Raw genomic sequence first — 16,120 nt, 5'->3', positions numbered from 1 at the left:
TGCTGCCCACGGCTTGTTAATATCTAATTCTAGATTAACAAGAGCTATTAACGGTACAGATTCAGTTAGTAACATGGAACGAACGACGCGACGAAGCGTCCTTCTCGGGAGCGCAGCAGCGACAGCAGCCCTCGCAGGCTGTCTCGGGTCCGTGACGACCGGGTCCGGGGACGACGGCGGGACGACGGTCCAGTCCTCGTTCTTCGTGGTCTCGGACTTCGCGAGCAACGTGGCGGGGGACGACGTACAGGTGAACAACCTGGTCCCGTTCGGCCAGCACGGCCACGGTTGGGAGCCGGCTCCCGACGTCCAGCGGAAGGTACTCCGGGCCGACGCCTTCGTCTACGTCGGCGAGGGGTTCCAGCCCTGGGCCGACAAGCTGGTCCGGAACGTCCGCGACGACGGGGCGGCTGTGACGGTCGTCGAGGCCTGGGAAGGAATCGACCTGCTGTCGGCCGACGGCGGCCACGAGGAAGACGGTCACGACGACGAAGAGCACCACGACGAGGAGCACCACGACGAACACGACCACGGCGCGGCGGACCCGCACTTCTGGCTGGACGCCGACCGGGCGTCCCGGGCGGTCCAGACGATCGCCGACGGCCTCGCACAGGTCGACCCGGACAACGAGGCCACCTACGCGGAGAACGCGGAGGCGTTCGCTGACCGCCTCGCGGCCATGGACGCGACGTTCGAGGAGCGACTGGCCGACCGGACGACCGACACCGTCCTCGTCGCGGGCCACAACTCCTTCCGGTACCTCGGAAACCGCTACGACTTCCACGTCGAGGCGCTGACCGGGCTCGCGCCGGACGCGACGCCCACCCCGAAGGACATCAAGCGCGCCCAGGCCGTCATTGACGAGCACGACGTGGAGTACGTGCTCGCGCCGATGTTCGAATCCGACCGGGCGGCGAACCAGCTCGTCGCGGAGACCGACGCGGCCGAGGTCCTGCCCTTGACCCCCGTTCCGAGCCTCACCGACGAGTGGCACGAGCAGGGCTGGGGCTACGTCGACGTGATGGAGAACGTGAACCTGTCGTCACTGGCGAAGGCGCTGGGAGCCGAATGAGCGTCGTCGAACTCACCGACGTGACCTTCGGCTACGGGGGACAGCCAGCGGTCGAGGACGTCTCGCTGAGCGTCGAGGCGGGCGAGTTCCTCGGACTCGTTGGGCCGAACGGGTCGGGAAAGACGACCCTGCTCCGCCTCGTGCTCGGGCTGGCCCGACCCGACAGTGGCGAGGTCAGACTGTTCGGCGAACCGGTACACACCTTCTCCGACGGGACCAGAGTCGGCTACGTCGCCCAGGAGACGACCGGGACCGCAAGCGGGATGCCCATCACGGTCCGCGAGGTCGTCAGAATGGGTCGGTACCCCCACGTCGGACTGGGACGATTCGGGCCGACGGACCGCGAGGCAGTCGCGGCGGCCATGGACCGGGTCGGTGTCACTGACCTGCAGGACCGCCGCGTCTCGACGCTCTCGGGCGGCCAGCAACAGCGAGTGTTCATCGCCCGGGCGCTCGCCGCCGAAGCCGACCTGCTCGCGCTCGACGAGCCGACCGTCGGCGTCGACGCCGAGTCCCGCGAGGCGTTCTACGACCTGCTCCGGGACCTGAACGCGGAGGGGCTGACCATCGTCCTCGTCGAACACGACATCGGCGTCGTCACCGCCTACACCACCACAGTCGCCTGCATCAACCGGTCGCTGTTCTTCCACGGGGACTCGCTCGACTTCTCCGAGAGCGACGCCCTCGCGGACGCCTACGGCGCGAACCAGCGGCTGCTCGACCACAACCACCACCACTGACCATGGTTACCCTCACACTCTCCACCGCGTCCCTGTTCCAGCCCGCCCTGCTCGGCTTCTTCGCCGAGATGCTCGGCTACCCGTTCATGCAGCGCGCGTTCGTCGCTGGCGTCTGCATCGCGGTCGTCGCCCCGCTGGTCGGGTCGTTCCTGGTTCACCGGCAACTGTCGATGATCGGCGACACGCTCGCCCACACTGCCTTCGCCGGGGTCGCCGTCGGTCTGTTCCTCGGTGAGGCGTTCGGGACGGCCATCTCTCCCTACCTCTCCGCGCTCGTGGTCGCTGTGCTGGCCGCGTTGCTCATCCAGGTGCTCTCGGAGCACACCGAGGTGTACAACGACGTGTCGATGGCCATCGTCCTCACCGGCGGGTTCGCCCTCGGGACGGTCCTCATCAGCCTCACCAGCGGCGGCATCGCGGTCGGCATCAGCCAGTACCTCTTCGGGAGCCTCTCGACGCTGACCCGCTCCTCCGTCGAGCGGCTGGTCGTCCTGAGCATCGTGGTCGCCGTCGTGGTCCTCGTCTCCTACCGAAAGCTCCTGTACGTCACCTTCGACGAGGCGGCGGCCCACACCGCCGGTGTGAACGTGGACTGGCTGAACCGCCTGCTCGTGGTCCTCACCGCACTGGTGGTCGTTGGAGCAATGCAGATGATGGGTGTCATCCTCGTCGCCGCGTTGCTGGTCGTCCCTGTCGCCACGGCGATGCAGGTCGCCCGGAGCTTCCGCCAGTCGCTCGTGCTCGCCATCGTCGCGGCTCAGGTCGCGGTGCTCTCGGGTACGACGCTCTCGTACACCTACGGCATCGCCGCTGGCGGGACCATCGTGCTCGTGGCCATCGCGGGCTACCTGCTGGCGGCCGCCATCGGTAAGCTCGGGGTCGCGGCGGTGCGCTGAGCGACACCGGGCCAGGTGGCCGCGAGGACGAATGTACCGCCGTCGAAACGATGCTACTGCGCGGAACTCTCTCGCAGAGACGTGTGTGGCTCCTCCGAGAGATTACTGCCCGTCGACTCTGTCGGCCGTCGCCTCTCCTGGCGAGCGCGGGGCTGGCGAGTGGGGGGCTGGCTCTGGTCCGGTCGTCTCCGACTCGAAGGGTCGCATGGGACCGCGGGAGCACCAGGTCAGGCGGTCGACCCGGCGAGCCGGATCTCGAAGAACGCGTTGACCGGGACGATGAGCAGCCACGCAAGGATGCCGAGCCCCGGCTCCACCAGCGCGAGGAACGCGGCGAACGTGAAGACCACTGGCGTCCCCAGGAACCGGGCGGTCTGGAGCCGGACCAGCGACGAGGCGAGTCCTTCTGCGACGAGGTTCTTCCGCGCCGCGTACAGCCACAGCAGGGCGAGCGAGAACCCGGTGAGGGCCTGCACGCAGGAGTAGAAGACGACGCCGAACCGGGTGGTCGGATGCGTGGTGAACAGGCTGGTGGCGTAGGGCAGGAACGCGACCAGCAAGAGGAAGACGAGGTTGAGCCACAGCAGCTTGTGGTCGTGGGTGGTGACGTAGATGAACGCCCGCCGGTGGAGCACCCAGTAGAGGCCGATGACCAGGAAGCTGAGAACGTACCCGAACAGTTCGTGCCACTGCCCGATTACCAGCCCCGGAAGGGCGTCCTCTACCACCCCCGGTTCGAGCGTCGGGACGGTGATATCTAGGACCAGCAAGGTGATAGCGATGGCCATGACGCCGTCGCTCAGCGCGACCAGTCGTGCCGTCTCCTCGTTCTCGTACTCGTGCGCCCGGACCATGCAATACGTCTAGGGCAGAATCACGGATAGCGGTTGTTCGGGTGCATCACACGCGGAGTCGTTCTCACCACGAGAGAATCTGAGACGACTATTCGGTCCGACACGTCGAATCTATATCTGGTGACAGAGACATGGCCAAATTCCTCGTATGCTACGGGACCGGTGAAGGACAGACAGCGAAGGTCGCGGACGCGATAACCGACGACCTCACCGCTCGCGGACATTCGGTCACGGAACTCGATATCACGGCCGTCCCGCCCGAACTCGACGTGGCGGCCTTCGACGCGGTTCTGGTCGGTGCGTCCATCCACATGGGGGCCCACCAGAAGCAGATCGTGGCGTTCGTCCGTGACAACCGTCTCGCGCTCTCCGCCCGCCCGTCGGCGTTCTTCCAGGTGTGCCTCTCGAGTGCGGCCGAGGACGAGGAGCGCCAGCTCGAAGCGGCCAGATACGTCGAGGAGTTCGTCGAGAAGACGAACTGGCACCCGGACCGGGTCGCCAGCTTCGCCGGGGCCATCCGGTACTCGGAGTACGGGTTCCTGAAGCGCGTCATGATGAAGAAGATAGCCAGTGAGGCGACCGGCGACACGGACACCTCGCGTGACTACGAGTACACCGACTGGGACGCGGTCGACCGGTTCGCGGTCGGCTTCGCCGAGTTCGTCGAGGGCAGGGGGGACGAGACGGCGGCTGGCGAGACAGAAACGAGCGACACGGTCGCAGACGAGAGCGAAGCCGACGCGGCCGCCACGAGGTGATTCGATGCCCACCGCTCGCGTCTCGATGTCCCGCCCGCTCGCCGGTGCGTCGCTCGTGACGCTGGTGCTGGCGGCTGTCGTCGCCGGTGCCGGTCTGGTCGTCCCCGACCTCTACCGCGACGCAGAGACGCTCCTGCCGCAACTGTACGGGCAGGACCTCCTGACGCTCGCGCTGGCTGTCCCGACGCTCGCGGTGTCACTGTACTTCGCGGTGGTTCGCGGCTCGCGCCGGGGCTACGTCGTCTGGCTGGGCGTCACGGGCTACCTGCTGTACACGTACGCCTCCTACGCCGTGATGACCGCGTTCAACCCGCTCTACCTGGGCTACGTGGCGCTGTTCGGGCTGACGCTGTTCACGTTCGTGGCCGGGCTGGTGCGGCTGGACGCCGACGGCCTGCGCCGGGCGGTCGGTGACACCTCGGTCCGTGCCGCGGTCGCCTACCAGGTCATCGTGGCGCTACTGGTGGGGGCGCTCTGGCTGGCGGACGTGGTTCCTGCGAGTCTTTCGGGTACCACGCCAGCGGCTATCGAGGGGATCGGCCTCGTCACGCCGGTCATCCAGTCGCTCGACCTCGCGGTCTTCCTGCCCGCGTTCGTGCTCTCGGCGTACTGGCTGTGGCAGGGGCGGGCGTGGGGCTACGCCATCACCGCGGTCTTGCTCGTGAAGGGGACCACTCTCGGGCTGGCCGTCCTCGCGATGGTCGGCGTCATGCTCGCCGACGGACAGGCTGTCCCGCTCGGACAGATAGTCATCTTCACCCTCCTGAGTCTGGGTGGGCTGGTCGTGACGGCTCGATTCGTCGGCGCAATCGCGTCGGGCAATCGACCGACGCGGACGAGACCGGAAGCCGACCGGGCGACGAGTGACCGGTGACGCGACGACGGGAACCTGCGAGACGGCTTTTTCTCGATACGTACCGTATATCACCCATGAGAGACCTCTCGAACACCGTCGCGTTGGTCACCGGGGCGAGCCGCGGCGTGGGACGAGGTATCGCGGAAGAACTCGGCGCAGCAGGCGCGACCGTCTACGTGACGGGTCGAAGCGTCGCCGAGGACACGACGGAGGACATGCCTGGCACGGTGACGGAGACGGCCGAACTCGTCACAGAACGCGGGGGTGAGGGAATCGCGGTCGCGTGCGACCACACGGACGACGACGCTGTCGAGGCACTGTTCGAGCGAATCGAGTCCGAACAGGGCCGGCTGGACCTGCTGGTGAACAACGTCTGGGGTGGCTACGAAGGTCACGACGAGACCTTCGGGTTCCCGTTCTGGAAACAGCCCATCGACCGCTGGGACCGGATGTTCGACGCGGGCGTCCGGGCGCACTTCACCACGAGCAGACTCGCGGCCCCGATGATGCGCAGGGAAGGGGCGGGCCTCATCGTCGGCATCTCCGCGGGTGACGGCGAGAAGTTCCGCGGGAGTGTCCCGTACGACACTGCCAAGGCCGCGGTCGACCGCCTGCACCAGGGGATGGCGTACGAACTCGAACCGGACGGGGTGACCTCGCTTGTCGTCTACCCGGGATTCACCCGGACGGAACGGGTCGTCGACTCCTTCGAGTCGGTCGGCGAGGACCTGCCCCCGGACACGCACTCGCCCGAGTTCGTGGGCCGGGCCGTCGTGGCGCTCGCGGCCGACGAGGACGTGTTCTCGAAGACCGGCGGTATCTACAAGGTCGGCGACCTCGGCCGCGAGTACGAGTTCACCGACGTCGACGGGGCGCAGCCGGAACCGTACGAGCTGCCGACCGACCCGGTCTGAGTGACGTCACTTCCGGCCCCCGGTCCCGAGTCCCGGGAACCGGGAAGCCGACGAACATTTTTCCGCGCTGACGTGGTATCATACAGCATGGAAGACATCCGTTCCGTACAGATGGACGACGACACACGAAACGAGTTCCTCGGACGGGGCGGGACAGGCGTCATCTCCGTGTCGGCCGGTCCTGAGAAGCCCCCGTTCTCGATTCCGGTCTCGTACGGCTACGACGCCGAGGAGGAGACGTTCTACTTCAGGCTCGCGTTCGGGGTCGACAGCACGAAGGCGGACCTGCTCGACCGGGACGCGCACGTCTCGTTCGTCACCTACGACCACACGGACGACGGCTGGAAGAGTGTCGTCGCCGCCGGTCAGCTCTCCTCGATAACCGAGGGGGCGGTCGGCACAGAGATTCTCGACCGGATGCGCCACATCCACATCCCGCTGGTCGACACGTTCGACCGCGACCCACAGGAGCTCGACTTCGAGTTCTACCGGATGAAACCGTACGAGTTCGCCGGAAAGCGAGAGGCTCACACGGAGAGTTAACCGTCGAGTGCCACCGCCGGGCGCAGGGATTAAGCACGGGGACGCGGAATCGCCGGTATGCCTCTCGACACCGGCTGGGACCTCCCGGCGGCGACCGCCGTGTCGTTCGACCCGCCGGCGACAGCCATCGGCGTCAGCGACGCCGTCACCTTCCGTGACGCCTACGCGCCGTTCTTCCGACGCGAACTGGCGACCAACGTGGAGCGCGACCTCGACAACGACACGCTCCACCGCATCGCGAACCGCCTGAAGACGCTCTCGTGGCGGCCCGAGTTCGCGCAGTACGGCCACCCGGCCGACGCCGACGAACTGTCCGAACTCACCCGTCTCGTGCAGGCGTACGCACGAGCGGGTGCCGACCTCTGTTCTTCGACCCGGCCCGACTACTGGACCCACGACGACACCCGCCAGTGGGTGGAAGCGACCGTCCCGGACTGTGAGCACTGCGAGCGCCGCGAACTCTCGGTCGTGAGCGGTGGGGCCGTCGCGCTTCACGTCTGTGAAGGCCACCACCGTGAGGCGATGCAGCGATTCGTCGAGGCGACCCGTACCGCGCCCGAGCCACCTCACCCCGACGAGCCGTTCGACCTCGGTGACCGACTCGACGCGGAGGAACTGCCGACCGACGCGGCCCAGCGACTCGCCGCTATCGCCGCCTACGACCCACACGTCGTCCGGCCGGTCGCGGAGAGCCTGCTCCGGGCGTTCGAATCCCAGCGCGGGGCTGTCGTCGTCTCCCGGGAGTTCCTCCACCCGGTGACGACCGCGCTGACGCACCTGGGAACCATCGACGGACGGGTCCGAGAGCGATTCGTCGCCTCCCTCGCGGACGACGACGCGCCGATTCGTCAGGCGAGCGCCGCCGCCATCGCCTCTCTCGCCTGGGAGCGCCCCGACGCACTGCTGTCGGTCGACGACGGCGTGGTCGTCCCGCGACTGGTCGCCATGCTCGACGAGGAGAGTCCGGACTCACGGGCACTCGCACTCTCGGCGCTCCGCGAGTTCGCCCGGTCGCACGCCCACGTCGTCGAACCGTACACCAGCCGGGTGACCGACGTCCTCGACGGCGAGACCGAACACCCGGTTCGGTTCCTCGCCGGGATCACCCTCGCGAACCTCACGCTCGCCTCACCGGAACTGGGTGCACGCCGGACGGACCGGTTCGAGGCGCTGGCCTGCGGAACGGGACCGTCTGTTCTCCCCGGCCTCGTCGGACTGTACTACCTCTCCCGTGCGGGCTACGACGTCCAGGCGTCGCTCCAGGCGGCCGCGGAGGCGGCAAGCGAGACCCACGGCGAAGTCCCCGACCTGCTGGCGGACCCGGCTGTCGTCGTCAGGTGGTACGCCGACCCAACTCGCCACGACCGCCGGACCGTCCGCGAGGCAGTGTACGCCCTCGGGTACCTCGGCGGCCCCGGCGAACTGGACTTCCTCGACTGGGTCGACGCCTGCGCCCGCGACGACGCGCTCCGGACCGCCTGTGAGGCGGCCCGGGACCGGCTGTTCGTGACGTAGGGTGGCGAAAGCCACCAAGATAGTAGGGTGGCCGACGGCCACCTTTACCGAGCCAGGACGTGTCACACCCCGAGAACGCTTTTTGTACTCCCACGAGAACCGGCGAGACATGCACCTGTTCCCCACTGCGTTCGAGACCGAGCGCCTCCGCTACGAGCGCCTCGATCAGGCGGTCGACGTGTTCGAGCTGTACGAGGTGATGGGCCAGCCGGGCTTCGCCGACACCGCCGAACACATCTCGAAGTCCAAACACCACACGCCGAAGGACACCCTCGACTATCTCTCGGAGAGCGAGGAGAAGTGGACCGAGGCCGACCGGGCGAACTGGGCGATGTTCCCCAGGGAGGGCGAGGAGGGCGCGGGCGAGTTCGCCGGCGTCGCCTCGCTCATCCCGCTGTGGGACCGCCGCACCGCCCGTCTCGGCATCTGGCTCCGCGAGCCGTTCTGGGGGCGAGGCTACTCCGGCGAGCGCGCCGACGCCCTGGTCGACCTCGCGTTCGACCACCTCGACCTCGAACTCGTCGCGGCCGCCCACACCGACGAGAACGACGCCTCGAAGCGCGCCATCGAGAAGTACGTCGAGCGGTGGGGCGGCCAGTACGACGGCATCCTCCGGAACTGGGTCGTCCTCGACGACGAGCCGCGGGACTTGCACCGGTACACCATCACCCGCGACCAGTACGACGAGGCCGACATTGCTGTCGACCTGACGGTCCACGAGGACGGGTTCGAGGGATGAGCGACCTGTTCCCCGACAGCTTCGGGACGGACCGCCTGCGCTTCGAGCGCGTCGGGCTCGACACCGTCGACACCCTCGACGTCTACCCGTACTACTCGACCGAGGAGGGCATCGAGCAGGCGACCCAGTACATGACCTGGGAGCCCCACCAGACGCCGAAAGAGACGTGGGAGTTCGTCCGGGCGATGGGCGAGCAGGCCGACGCGGGCGACGGGAAACTGTACGCCCTGTACCCGAAGGCCGACCAGAACGGGGCGGGCGAGTTCGCCGGTACCGCGGGCCTCCACCCCGACTGGGACCGACGGAGCGTCACCTTCGGGATGTGGCTCCGCAAGCCGTTCTGGGGCCGGGGCTACTCCGGCGAGCGCGCCGACGCCTTCGTCACGCTGGCGTTCGACCGCCTCGACCTCGATCTCGTCGCCGTGACGGTGCTCGACGAGAACGAGCAGTCGAAACGCGCCATCGAGAAGTACGTGGGCCGGTGGGGTGGCCAGCACGATGGCCACTTCCGCAACCTGCAGACCCACGGCGACGACCCCGCGAGCGTCCACCGCTACAGCATCACCCGCGAACAGTACGAGGCCGCGAACGTGGCCGTCGCGTTGACCATCCACGACTGACCATGACCGACCTCTTCCCCGAAAGAATCGAGACCGAGCGCCTGAATCTCGTCCACGAGTCGCCCGACTCGACGGACGTGTTCGAGCGGTACGAACCGATGAACACCGAGAACGCGAATCCCGAGGCGTTCGAGCACATCCCCATCGAGCCCTTCGAACACCCGCAGGAGGCCCGCGAGTTCCTCGCCTCGCGGACCGACCGCTGGAATAGCGGGAACGCCGGGACCTACGTCGTCCGCCCGAAACCCGGTGAAGACGGTGCCGGGGAGCCAGCCGGCGAAGCCGAGCTGTTCGCCATCTGGGACCGCCGGACCGCGTACTTCACCTTCGGCCTGCGCAAGCCGTTCTGGGGCCGTGGCTACTCCGGCGAACGCGCCGACGCCTTCGTCGTCCTGACCTTCGACCGTCTCGACCTCGACGTGGTCTCGGTGAGTCACACGGTCGCGAACGAGCAGTCGAGGCGAGCCATCGGGAAGTATATCGACCGCTGGAACGGCCAGCGCGACGCCGTACTCCGTAACGGGCACGTCATCGACGGCGATCCACACGACGTGGTCCAGTACAGCATCACCCGCGAGGATTACGAGGCGAGCGACGTCGAGCCTGACGTGCGATTTCACGGGTGAGAACAGGGGATGACTGCCCGCCGGGACGACCGCGTGTGATGCCCACGGCGTCACGTCGACGGGTTGGCGGTTGAAAATCGAGCGCGGGGATAGCGGGCCGAAGGGTGCGGAGACCTTATTCGAAGGCGGCGACCGCGTCCGCGTAGCGACTGCTCGGCTCGCGCCAGTCGACGACCTCGAAGAACGAATCCACGAAGTCGCCGCGGGCCGGGCCGTAGTCGTGGTAGTACGAGTGCTCCCAGACGTCGAGCGCGAGGATGGGGTGAGAGCCCCAGAGCGCACCCTGGTCGTGCTTGTCGACGACGACGTTTCGGAGCCGGTTGCTGAAGGAGTCGTAGACGAGCAGTGCCCAGCCACCGGCGTTCCCGGCGGCGGCGCGGAACTCGCCCTCCCAGGCGTCGTAGGAGCCGAAGTCGGCCTCGATGCGCTCTCGCAGGTCGCCCTCGGGCTCGTCGCCGCCCTCGGGGCTCATACTCTGCCAGAACAGGTCGTGGAGGACGTGGCCGGAGCCGTTGTGGGTGACACTGCGGATGGCACCCGGCGAGTCACCGAACTCACCGGCGTCCCGGTTCGCGGCGAGCGTCTCCTCGGCGCCGTTCCACCCGTTGACGTAGCCCTGGTGGTGGGTGTCGTGGTGCCAGGTGAGGACCTGTTCGGAGATGTGCGGTTCGAGTGCGTCGTAGTCGTACGGTAGCGGCGGAAGTTGGTACTCCGTCATGCGTCACTCGAAGCGACGGACCGAACGGTGTTATACGTAATCTGAAGCACATTAAAGTAGTGGAGCTGACAGGTGTGCGTGAGTGAAGTGTGAGTGTACACGGTGACCGGACTTCAACACCGGCTCTGCCCATCCTGTTGTGTTGGTGACACATGTCTTTGGCAGATACAACGAACCGCTCGTTTACCGAAGGGATTTACCGGACGAGCGGGAAACAAGAACTATCATGTCGACCGACAATAGCATGGCCGCGACCTTCGGCGACGAGGACGCGGCCCTCGACGCGGCCGCAGTCGCGAGGAGTGCCGTCGCGGGTGTCGGTGCGTTCCTCGCGAGCTACCTGGTGACGTTCGTGCTGTGGACCCAGTCCGAACTCCCACGGCCGGACTCGCTGGGCCAGGTACTGGAACAGGCCATCGTCACCGCCGTCCGGGACAACGTGGCGGCGTGGAAGGCGACCGGGATGGTCCTGTTCAACGGCCACTTCGTCGAGTTACAGTACGAGGGCCCGCTGTCCAGTGGCTCGTTCAACCTCGTCGACCTCGCCGGCGGCGGGCTCGTCGAAGCGACGTACGTCGTGGTCCCGCTCGTTCTGGTCGTCGCCGGGTTCATCGCGGCGCGGACGAGCGGTGTCGAAAACGACCTCTCGGACGCGGCGCTGGCCGGCGCACTCGTCACCGCCGGGTACCTCGTCCCCATCGTGGTCGGAGCGCTCGCGTTCACCTACTCGGGCGACACCTCGCTGTCGGTGCCCCTGGTGAACGCCGCGGTCGTCGCCGGGGTCGTCTATCCGGTCATCTGCGGTGGCATCGGCGGCATCGTCGCGCACCGCCTCTCCTGAGGACGGGTTCTCAGAGTTTCCGGGCGACCATCTCGCCCCAGTGTTCGAACCCGTACCGGTCGTAGAAGGCCTTCGCGCGGTCGTTCTCGCGGTCGACGTCGAGAACGAGCCTCTCGAGGGGCAGGTCCTGGTCGCGTGCGAGGTCGACCGCGGCGGCCATCAGGTCGTCCGCGACCCCGGTTCCCCGGTACTCGGGCCGGACGTAAATCTCGTTCAGGACCGCGGCGTCCCAGATGAACGCGAACCGGGAGGGCAGGACGAACACGTAGCCGGCGAGTTCGTCTTCCTCGTCTACCGCCACCGTCACGCACCGCTCGTCGTCGGCCACACACCGCGCGACCCAGTCCAGCCACGCATCGCGGTAGTCGTCGTCCAGTTTCTCCTCGTACTTCGCTTGCTTCTCGTCGCCGCCAGTTCCGGAGCCGAGTCCGAGTTCGAAGCCACGCTTCAGTTCCCACAGCGCCTCGGCGTCGGTGTCGGAATCGTACGGTCTGGTCATAGGCCTCCTTCAGCAGGTGGCATCCTCACCGTTTCGTTCGTCGCGGGACGGCCGCCGACCTCAGCGCTCGTCCCACAGCCGCACCGCCGAGACGAACCCGGCCGTGAGGACGAGCAGGAGCTGGACGCCGGTGTCGACGAGCGGGAAGATGCGCTCGCGGGTGACCGGTTCGCCCGACCGGTCCGGGTTCGTGTCGACACCGGTGTAGTACTGGACCTCCTTCGTCGACCCCTTCGCGACCTTCTTCGTCGGCTCGCCGTTCTCGAACTCCACGAACGTCTGGACGATACCCTGTTGGTCCGAGAGGTGGAGTTTCCCGGTCAGCGCGTAGAACTGGTCGTGGAGCGGCCAGAACACGTTCACACCGTTGGTCATCAGGTCGGGGCCGATGGCCCCGAACACGACGCCGACGATGGCCACAGCAGCGATACGGGGTGCCTGTGGTCCGAATCGCCGGACCAGCCGCGAGGGGCGGTCGGCGAACAGGTCGTAGGCGAGGATACCGCCGAGGACGACCGGAAGCAGCAGCGTGTGGAAGGCGGCCCGGTGGGCGCCCACGAGGACGAACCCGAGGAACACGTCGAGGTCCACGAACGCCGTCAGTGCCATCACGGCCACGAGGGCCCGGGCGGAGAACGCGGGGCCGAGGAGCGCGCAGGCGACGAGGGCGGCGAGTGCGACGTGGACGACGGTCGAGGGCATAGGAGACGGTATCGATACCCACGGTAAAATCCCTCGTGGTTCGTCGTTCGTCGAAGGGAGGGTTCGATACGTTTTTGCCCGGTGTCACTCCATTCCGTGACGATGAGTGACAGTCCACGCCACAACCTGGCGACCAAGATCGCCGGCGAGGTGACCCTCTCGGACGACCCTGGCGCGACGCTGCGGAAGTGGCGCACCGACTTCGGGGTGTCCCAGACCGACCTCGCGGCACACCTCGACGTCTCCTCGTCGGTCATCTCCGACTACGAGAGCGGCCGACGCGAGAACCCCGGTATCGGTGTCGTGAGCCGGATGGTGAACGCCCTCCTCGACATCGACGAGGCCCGCGGCGGTAACCACATCCGGCAGTACGCCCGGGTGCTCTCGGCCGGGTTCGAGAGCGACATCGTCCGCGACCTGCGCGAGTACCCGACGACCATCCCCCTGTCGCGCTTCTACGACGCCATCGACGCGACAGAGGTCCACGCCGCCGAGGAACGGAACATCTCGGGGCACACCGTCATCAACTCCATCGCGGCCATCACCCGCCTCTCCTCGGAGGAGTTCTACCGACTCTACGGCCAGTCGACCTCGCGGGCGCTCGTCTTCACCGACATCACGCGAGGGGAGTCTCCACTGGTCGCGATGCGCGTCGTCACGCCCACGCCCAACGCCGTGGTTCTCCACGGCATCGAGGAGGACGACCTCTGGCGACACGCCTCGAAGCTCGCCCGTGCCGACGGCTTCTCGCTCGCAGTGACGCAGAAACCCGCAGAAGAGATGGTCGACGCGCTGCGCGAACTGCCCTGAGAGCCGACGAGACGACACTCAGGCCGCCGGCCGCGCTGCCTTCTCCTCCTCACGCTCGGCCAGCCAGTGGGCGACCGAGTACTTCCCCGGGTCGGTGAACACGAGCGATACCGACGCGAGCAGGAGCAACAGGGCGAACTCGTAGCCGCCGTTCGAGACGACGAAGCCGTTCGGGAGGTGGACGAGCAGGACGGCCCCGGTCATGACGACCGCGATTGCCGCCGCTCCGATGCGACTGAACAGGCCGACGAGCACCAGCAGGCCGCCGATGGTCTCCGCGAACCCGACCAGCCACGCGGTCAGGACGGGTGCTGGCACCCCGAGTTCGACCAGTGCGAGCGCGAACCGGTCGATACCGGAGCCGGCTGGTCCGGCCCCGGTGAGCTTCCCGAACCCGTGGACCAGCATGATGAGGCCGACACCGAGCCGGAGCAAGAGGACGCTCACGTCCGCGTTCGAAACCCTGTCCATGTCGAATCGGCCGGATACTGTAGACATACCCAGAGAGAGGGGCTTCGGCAGCATTTGTTCTATGCTCGCGGATTGGGGAAAGAAACCTTGAACACCCGAGACATCGGCCGGTAGAGGTATATGCGTGGTTCTCGGTCGGCCGTAGTGTTTACGTCAGATACTCACCGATTCGAAGGCGAGATGCGAGGTCGATTGGCCACCCTGCTGACCGTCGCCGTGCTGGTGATGCTCGCGGGGTGCAGCGCGACGAGTTACGGCGTGAGCACGGATTCCCTCTCGACGGTGGGCCCCGATGCGGACGACCCGGTTCCCATCACCCAGACCGCAGCGACTGGAACCGACGACGCTGCGGGCGCAGTCGGCCCGACTGCCACGCCGGACCCGACCCGGACCATCCACCACGAGGGTGACCTCGTCGTGACGACCCGGACCCGGTACGAGTCGGTCCACCTCGTCGTGACGGGGGACATCGTCGTCACCGACGAGGGCTCGCTCGTCCTCGAGGATTCGGTCGTCGAACTCCCCGGCGACGCCGACCGAAAAGCCGCGAACACGTCGAAGGCGGACAGTGACCCAGCTATCGCCGTCCGCGGCCAGGGTCGTCTCGCCGCCGAGACCGTCGCGTTCGCCACCGTCCCCGAAACGACGCTCGCCTACGCCGACCGCGCGACCGTCGACCTGCGGAACGTCTCCCACCGGTCCGGGAGCACGGTCCACCGCGCCACCGACGGCGCACACCTCACCGTCACCGACAGCCAACTCGACGTCGTCGGGTTCGACGAGGCCACCGTCGACGTGCAATCGTGTACCTGTCACGTCACGGTCCCGCTCCCTGGTGACGCCGACCCGTTCTCGTTCCCGAGCGGGTTCACCCGCGACTACCGGTTCGTCGTCTCCAGCGACGACACCGCCGTCACGGTCCACGTGACGGACTCGGTCCTCCGTGCCGAGCGCTCGGACGGGGACGAGTAGTCCTCACTCGTCGGTCGTCTGGTTCTGTCCAGTACAGAGTCGGTAGTAGTAGCCGTGATTCGTGTCTGGGAAGGTAAAGCCCGTCTCGTTCAGTTTCGCCTGGCTCGCCTCCGAGAGGAAGTCACGCGGCCCGTCCTGGTCGGCGGCCAGCCAGCCCTCGCTGGTGTGGCCGTCCTCGCCGATACGACCGACCACGTTGTGGAGCAGTTCGTGCGTCACCACCCCTGCGACGCCGGTCCCGTTGTGGGCGTACCAGGGGGCGTCACGGTGGACCACGCTCGCGTAGCCCGGCGCGTCCCCGAGGCCGAGGTACCGGCCCGCGTCGAGTTCGCCGACCGTGACGCCGTAGTAGGTGCACAACCCACCGCCCACCTGTTCGGGGGCGTAGTGTTCACGGACCGCCTCGGCGTCGACCGATTCGACCGTCACCGCGTGGTCCAGTCGCTCGGCCCCGACGATGTGCAGGTCGATACCCGTGGAACCGTCGGGGTTGGACACCGGCATCTCCGCCCAGATGCGCTGGAGCCGAATCTTCTCGGACTGGGTCAGGCGCTCGACGTTCGAGCCGTAGCTGACGTGGACGTAGATGTCCTTGCGGTCGGGGTCGGCACCCGGAAGCGGCGTGCCGTCGGGCATCTCGCCGGCCCGTTCCCACGAATCCGCGAGCAGGTCGCCGTCGCGGTCCGGGGCTGGCCGGGCCGTCGCACCTGCCGGGTCGTCACCGAGGAGTAGCCCGTCACGAATCTTCGTCACCGTCTCGCTCCCGACGAGGCCGAGGTCCCTCGCGAGGTCCTTGCCGCCTTCGAGCAGGCCCGTCTCGTCGTCGTCCGCGACGACCACGATGGTCACACTCGTCAGTACACCCACCACCAGCACGACGGCGACGAGGATACCCAGTCCTCGCCGCGTCGGTCGAACCACCATCTGCCGGAGTTTTCGCTGGGGTATCGGTATAGATTGCGTATGGTCTCGGA

Annotated in this window: 20 protein-coding genes; 14 read left to right on the top strand and 6 right to left on the bottom strand. The window is 67.3% G+C overall.

Going from position 1 to position 16,120, the window contains the following annotated elements:
• Positions 1-73 precede the first annotated feature (73 nt).
• From ACSC1R_RS01120 to ACSC1R_RS01110, 3 genes are read left to right on the top strand one after another with little or no spacing between them, the layout of a single operon-like run.
• The gene (locus tag ACSC1R_RS01120; protein WP_439027226.1) at positions 74-1,072 is read left to right on the top strand and encodes a metal ABC transporter substrate-binding protein; all 999 of its coding nucleotides are present in this window, start codon (positions 74-76) and stop codon (positions 1,070-1,072) included.
• Complete coding sequence (locus ACSC1R_RS01115; protein WP_439027225.1) at positions 1,069-1,812, top strand: metal ABC transporter ATP-binding protein; 744 nt, start codon at positions 1,069-1,071, stop codon at positions 1,810-1,812. Before ACSC1R_RS01120 ends, ACSC1R_RS01115 begins: the two co-directional genes overlap by 4 nt.
• 2 nt (positions 1,813-1,814) lie before the next feature.
• The gene (locus ACSC1R_RS01110) at positions 1,815-2,708 is read left to right on the top strand and encodes a metal ABC transporter permease (protein WP_439027224.1); all 894 of its coding nucleotides are present in this window, start codon (positions 1,815-1,817) and stop codon (positions 2,706-2,708) included.
• 227 nt (positions 2,709-2,935) lie between these two features.
• Here ACSC1R_RS01110 and ACSC1R_RS01105 read toward each other — a convergent pair whose 3' ends face one another.
• On the bottom strand, positions 2,936-3,562 hold the full coding sequence (locus ACSC1R_RS01105) for a TMEM175 family protein (RefSeq protein WP_439027223.1): 627 nt from the start codon (positions 3,560-3,562) through the stop codon (positions 2,936-2,938).
• A gap of 131 nt (positions 3,563-3,693) precedes the next feature.
• Between ACSC1R_RS01105 and ACSC1R_RS01100 the strand changes: the two genes are divergently transcribed.
• From ACSC1R_RS01100 to ACSC1R_RS01065, 8 genes are all read left to right on the top strand, one after another.
• Positions 3,694-4,320, top strand: coding sequence for a flavodoxin domain-containing protein (locus ACSC1R_RS01100; RefSeq protein ID WP_439027222.1), 627 nt, complete (start codon positions 3,694-3,696; stop codon positions 4,318-4,320).
• 4 nt (positions 4,321-4,324) lie between these two features.
• Positions 4,325-5,194, top strand: a complete 870-nt coding sequence (locus ACSC1R_RS01095; RefSeq protein ID WP_439027221.1) for a hypothetical protein — start codon at positions 4,325-4,327, stop codon at positions 5,192-5,194.
• A gap of 56 nt (positions 5,195-5,250) precedes the next feature.
• Positions 5,251-6,090: an SDR family NAD(P)-dependent oxidoreductase gene (locus ACSC1R_RS01090; protein ID WP_439027220.1), complete on the top strand. Its 840-nt coding sequence runs from the start codon at positions 5,251-5,253 to the stop codon at positions 6,088-6,090.
• Positions 6,091-6,177: 87 nt separating this feature from the next.
• Positions 6,178-6,633 (top strand): pyridoxamine 5'-phosphate oxidase family protein, encoded by a 456-nt coding sequence (locus ACSC1R_RS01085; protein WP_439027219.1) that lies wholly within the window; start codon positions 6,178-6,180, stop codon positions 6,631-6,633.
• Between the two features lie 57 nt (positions 6,634-6,690).
• On the top strand, positions 6,691-8,148 hold the full coding sequence (locus ACSC1R_RS01080) for a hypothetical protein (protein WP_439027218.1): 1,458 nt from the start codon (positions 6,691-6,693) through the stop codon (positions 8,146-8,148).
• Between the two features lie 109 nt (positions 8,149-8,257).
• Positions 8,258-8,887: a GNAT family N-acetyltransferase gene (locus tag ACSC1R_RS01075; protein WP_439027217.1), complete on the top strand. Its 630-nt coding sequence runs from the start codon at positions 8,258-8,260 to the stop codon at positions 8,885-8,887.
• The gene (locus tag ACSC1R_RS01070; RefSeq protein WP_439027216.1) at positions 8,884-9,507 is read left to right on the top strand and encodes a GNAT family N-acetyltransferase; all 624 of its coding nucleotides are present in this window, start codon (positions 8,884-8,886) and stop codon (positions 9,505-9,507) included. Before ACSC1R_RS01075 ends, ACSC1R_RS01070 begins: the two co-directional genes overlap by 4 nt.
• A gap of 2 nt (positions 9,508-9,509) precedes the next feature.
• Complete coding sequence (locus ACSC1R_RS01065) at positions 9,510-10,133, top strand: GNAT family N-acetyltransferase (RefSeq protein ID WP_439027215.1); 624 nt, start codon at positions 9,510-9,512, stop codon at positions 10,131-10,133.
• Positions 10,134-10,248: 115 nt separating this feature from the next.
• Here ACSC1R_RS01065 and sod read toward each other — a convergent pair whose 3' ends face one another.
• The gene (sod, locus tag ACSC1R_RS01060; RefSeq protein WP_439027214.1) at positions 10,249-10,851 is read right to left on the bottom strand and encodes a superoxide dismutase; all 603 of its coding nucleotides are present in this window, start codon (positions 10,849-10,851) and stop codon (positions 10,249-10,251) included.
• A gap of 226 nt (positions 10,852-11,077) precedes the next feature.
• Between sod and ACSC1R_RS01055 the strand changes: the two genes are divergently transcribed.
• Entirely contained in the window at positions 11,078-11,692 is a 615-nt protein-coding gene (locus ACSC1R_RS01055; RefSeq protein WP_439027213.1) for a hypothetical protein, read from the top strand.
• Positions 11,693-11,702: 10 nt separating this feature from the next.
• On the opposite strand, the gene ACSC1R_RS01050 is transcribed toward ACSC1R_RS01055, so the two are convergent.
• Positions 11,703-12,191 (bottom strand): GNAT family N-acetyltransferase, encoded by a 489-nt coding sequence (locus ACSC1R_RS01050; RefSeq protein WP_439027212.1) that lies wholly within the window; start codon positions 12,189-12,191, stop codon positions 11,703-11,705.
• Positions 12,192-12,251: 60 nt separating this feature from the next.
• Positions 12,252-12,893 (bottom strand): metal-dependent hydrolase, encoded by a 642-nt coding sequence (locus ACSC1R_RS01045; RefSeq protein ID WP_439027211.1) that lies wholly within the window; start codon positions 12,891-12,893, stop codon positions 12,252-12,254.
• 102 nt (positions 12,894-12,995) lie between these two features.
• Here ACSC1R_RS01045 and ACSC1R_RS01040 point away from each other — a divergent pair, with 102 nt between their 5' ends.
• The gene (locus ACSC1R_RS01040; RefSeq protein ID WP_439027210.1) at positions 12,996-13,703 is read left to right on the top strand and encodes a helix-turn-helix domain-containing protein; all 708 of its coding nucleotides are present in this window, start codon (positions 12,996-12,998) and stop codon (positions 13,701-13,703) included.
• An 18-nt stretch (positions 13,704-13,721) separates the two neighbouring features.
• On the opposite strand, the gene ACSC1R_RS01035 is transcribed toward ACSC1R_RS01040, so the two are convergent.
• Positions 13,722-14,201 (bottom strand): DoxX family protein, encoded by a 480-nt coding sequence (locus ACSC1R_RS01035; protein WP_439027209.1) that lies wholly within the window; start codon positions 14,199-14,201, stop codon positions 13,722-13,724.
• Positions 14,202-14,354: 153 nt separating this feature from the next.
• Between ACSC1R_RS01035 and ACSC1R_RS01030 the strand changes: the two genes are divergently transcribed.
• Positions 14,355-15,146: a hypothetical protein gene (locus ACSC1R_RS01030; protein ID WP_439027208.1), complete on the top strand. Its 792-nt coding sequence runs from the start codon at positions 14,355-14,357 to the stop codon at positions 15,144-15,146.
• Positions 15,147-15,149: 3 nt separating this feature from the next.
• On the opposite strand, the gene ACSC1R_RS01025 is transcribed toward ACSC1R_RS01030, so the two are convergent.
• Positions 15,150-16,070, bottom strand: a complete 921-nt coding sequence (locus tag ACSC1R_RS01025) for a hypothetical protein (protein WP_439027207.1) — start codon at positions 16,068-16,070, stop codon at positions 15,150-15,152.
• Positions 16,071-16,120 lie beyond the last annotated feature (50 nt).

It is taken from the genome of Haloarchaeobius ordinarius, from assembly GCF_051801355.1.
Lineage (GTDB): Archaea > Halobacteriota > Halobacteria > Halobacteriales > Natrialbaceae > Haloarchaeobius.
Note: the sequence above shows the minus strand (reverse complement) of the source record. Positions and strands in the feature narration are given on the sequence as shown.

Bases quoted from the DNA above. Each gene is read 5' to 3' on its own strand.
- ACSC1R_RS01120 (WP_439027226.1), top strand. From the start codon at position 74: ATGGAACGAACGACGCGACGAAGCGTCCTTCTCGGGAGCGCAGCAGCG.
- ACSC1R_RS01095 (WP_439027221.1), top strand. From the start codon at position 4,325: ATGCCCACCGCTCGCGTCTCGATGTCCCGCCCGCTCGCCGGTGCGTCG.
- ACSC1R_RS01065 (WP_439027215.1), top strand. From the start codon at position 9,510: ATGACCGACCTCTTCCCCGAAAGAATCGAGACCGAGCGCCTGAATCTC.
- ACSC1R_RS01025 (WP_439027207.1), bottom strand. From the start codon at position 16,070: ATGGTGGTTCGACCGACGCGGCGAGGACTGGGTATCCTCGTCGCCGTC.
- ACSC1R_RS01045 (WP_439027211.1), bottom strand. From the start codon at position 12,893: ATGCCCTCGACCGTCGTCCACGTCGCACTCGCCGCCCTCGTCGCCTGC.
- ACSC1R_RS01105 (WP_439027223.1), bottom strand. From the start codon at position 3,562: ATGGTCCGGGCGCACGAGTACGAGAACGAGGAGACGGCACGACTGGTC.
- ACSC1R_RS01035 (WP_439027209.1), bottom strand. From the start codon at position 14,201: ATGTCTACAGTATCCGGCCGATTCGACATGGACAGGGTTTCGAACGCG.
- ACSC1R_RS01040 (WP_439027210.1), top strand. From the start codon at position 12,996: ATGAGTGACAGTCCACGCCACAACCTGGCGACCAAGATCGCCGGCGAG.
- ACSC1R_RS01115 (WP_439027225.1), top strand. From the start codon at position 1,069: ATGAGCGTCGTCGAACTCACCGACGTGACCTTCGGCTACGGGGGACAG.
- sod (WP_439027214.1), bottom strand. From the start codon at position 10,851: ATGACGGAGTACCAACTTCCGCCGCTACCGTACGACTACGACGCACTC.
- ACSC1R_RS01055 (WP_439027213.1), top strand. From the start codon at position 11,078: ATGTCGACCGACAATAGCATGGCCGCGACCTTCGGCGACGAGGACGCG.
- ACSC1R_RS01075 (WP_439027217.1), top strand. From the start codon at position 8,258: ATGCACCTGTTCCCCACTGCGTTCGAGACCGAGCGCCTCCGCTACGAG.
- ACSC1R_RS01090 (WP_439027220.1), top strand. From the start codon at position 5,251: ATGAGAGACCTCTCGAACACCGTCGCGTTGGTCACCGGGGCGAGCCGC.
- ACSC1R_RS01110 (WP_439027224.1), top strand. From the start codon at position 1,815: ATGGTTACCCTCACACTCTCCACCGCGTCCCTGTTCCAGCCCGCCCTG.
- ACSC1R_RS01100 (WP_439027222.1), top strand. From the start codon at position 3,694: ATGGCCAAATTCCTCGTATGCTACGGGACCGGTGAAGGACAGACAGCG.
- ACSC1R_RS01085 (WP_439027219.1), top strand. From the start codon at position 6,178: ATGGAAGACATCCGTTCCGTACAGATGGACGACGACACACGAAACGAG.
- ACSC1R_RS01030 (WP_439027208.1), top strand. From the start codon at position 14,355: ATGCGAGGTCGATTGGCCACCCTGCTGACCGTCGCCGTGCTGGTGATG.
- ACSC1R_RS01070 (WP_439027216.1), top strand. From the start codon at position 8,884: ATGAGCGACCTGTTCCCCGACAGCTTCGGGACGGACCGCCTGCGCTTC.
- ACSC1R_RS01050 (WP_439027212.1), bottom strand. From the start codon at position 12,191: ATGACCAGACCGTACGATTCCGACACCGACGCCGAGGCGCTGTGGGAA.
- ACSC1R_RS01080 (WP_439027218.1), top strand. From the start codon at position 6,691: ATGCCTCTCGACACCGGCTGGGACCTCCCGGCGGCGACCGCCGTGTCG.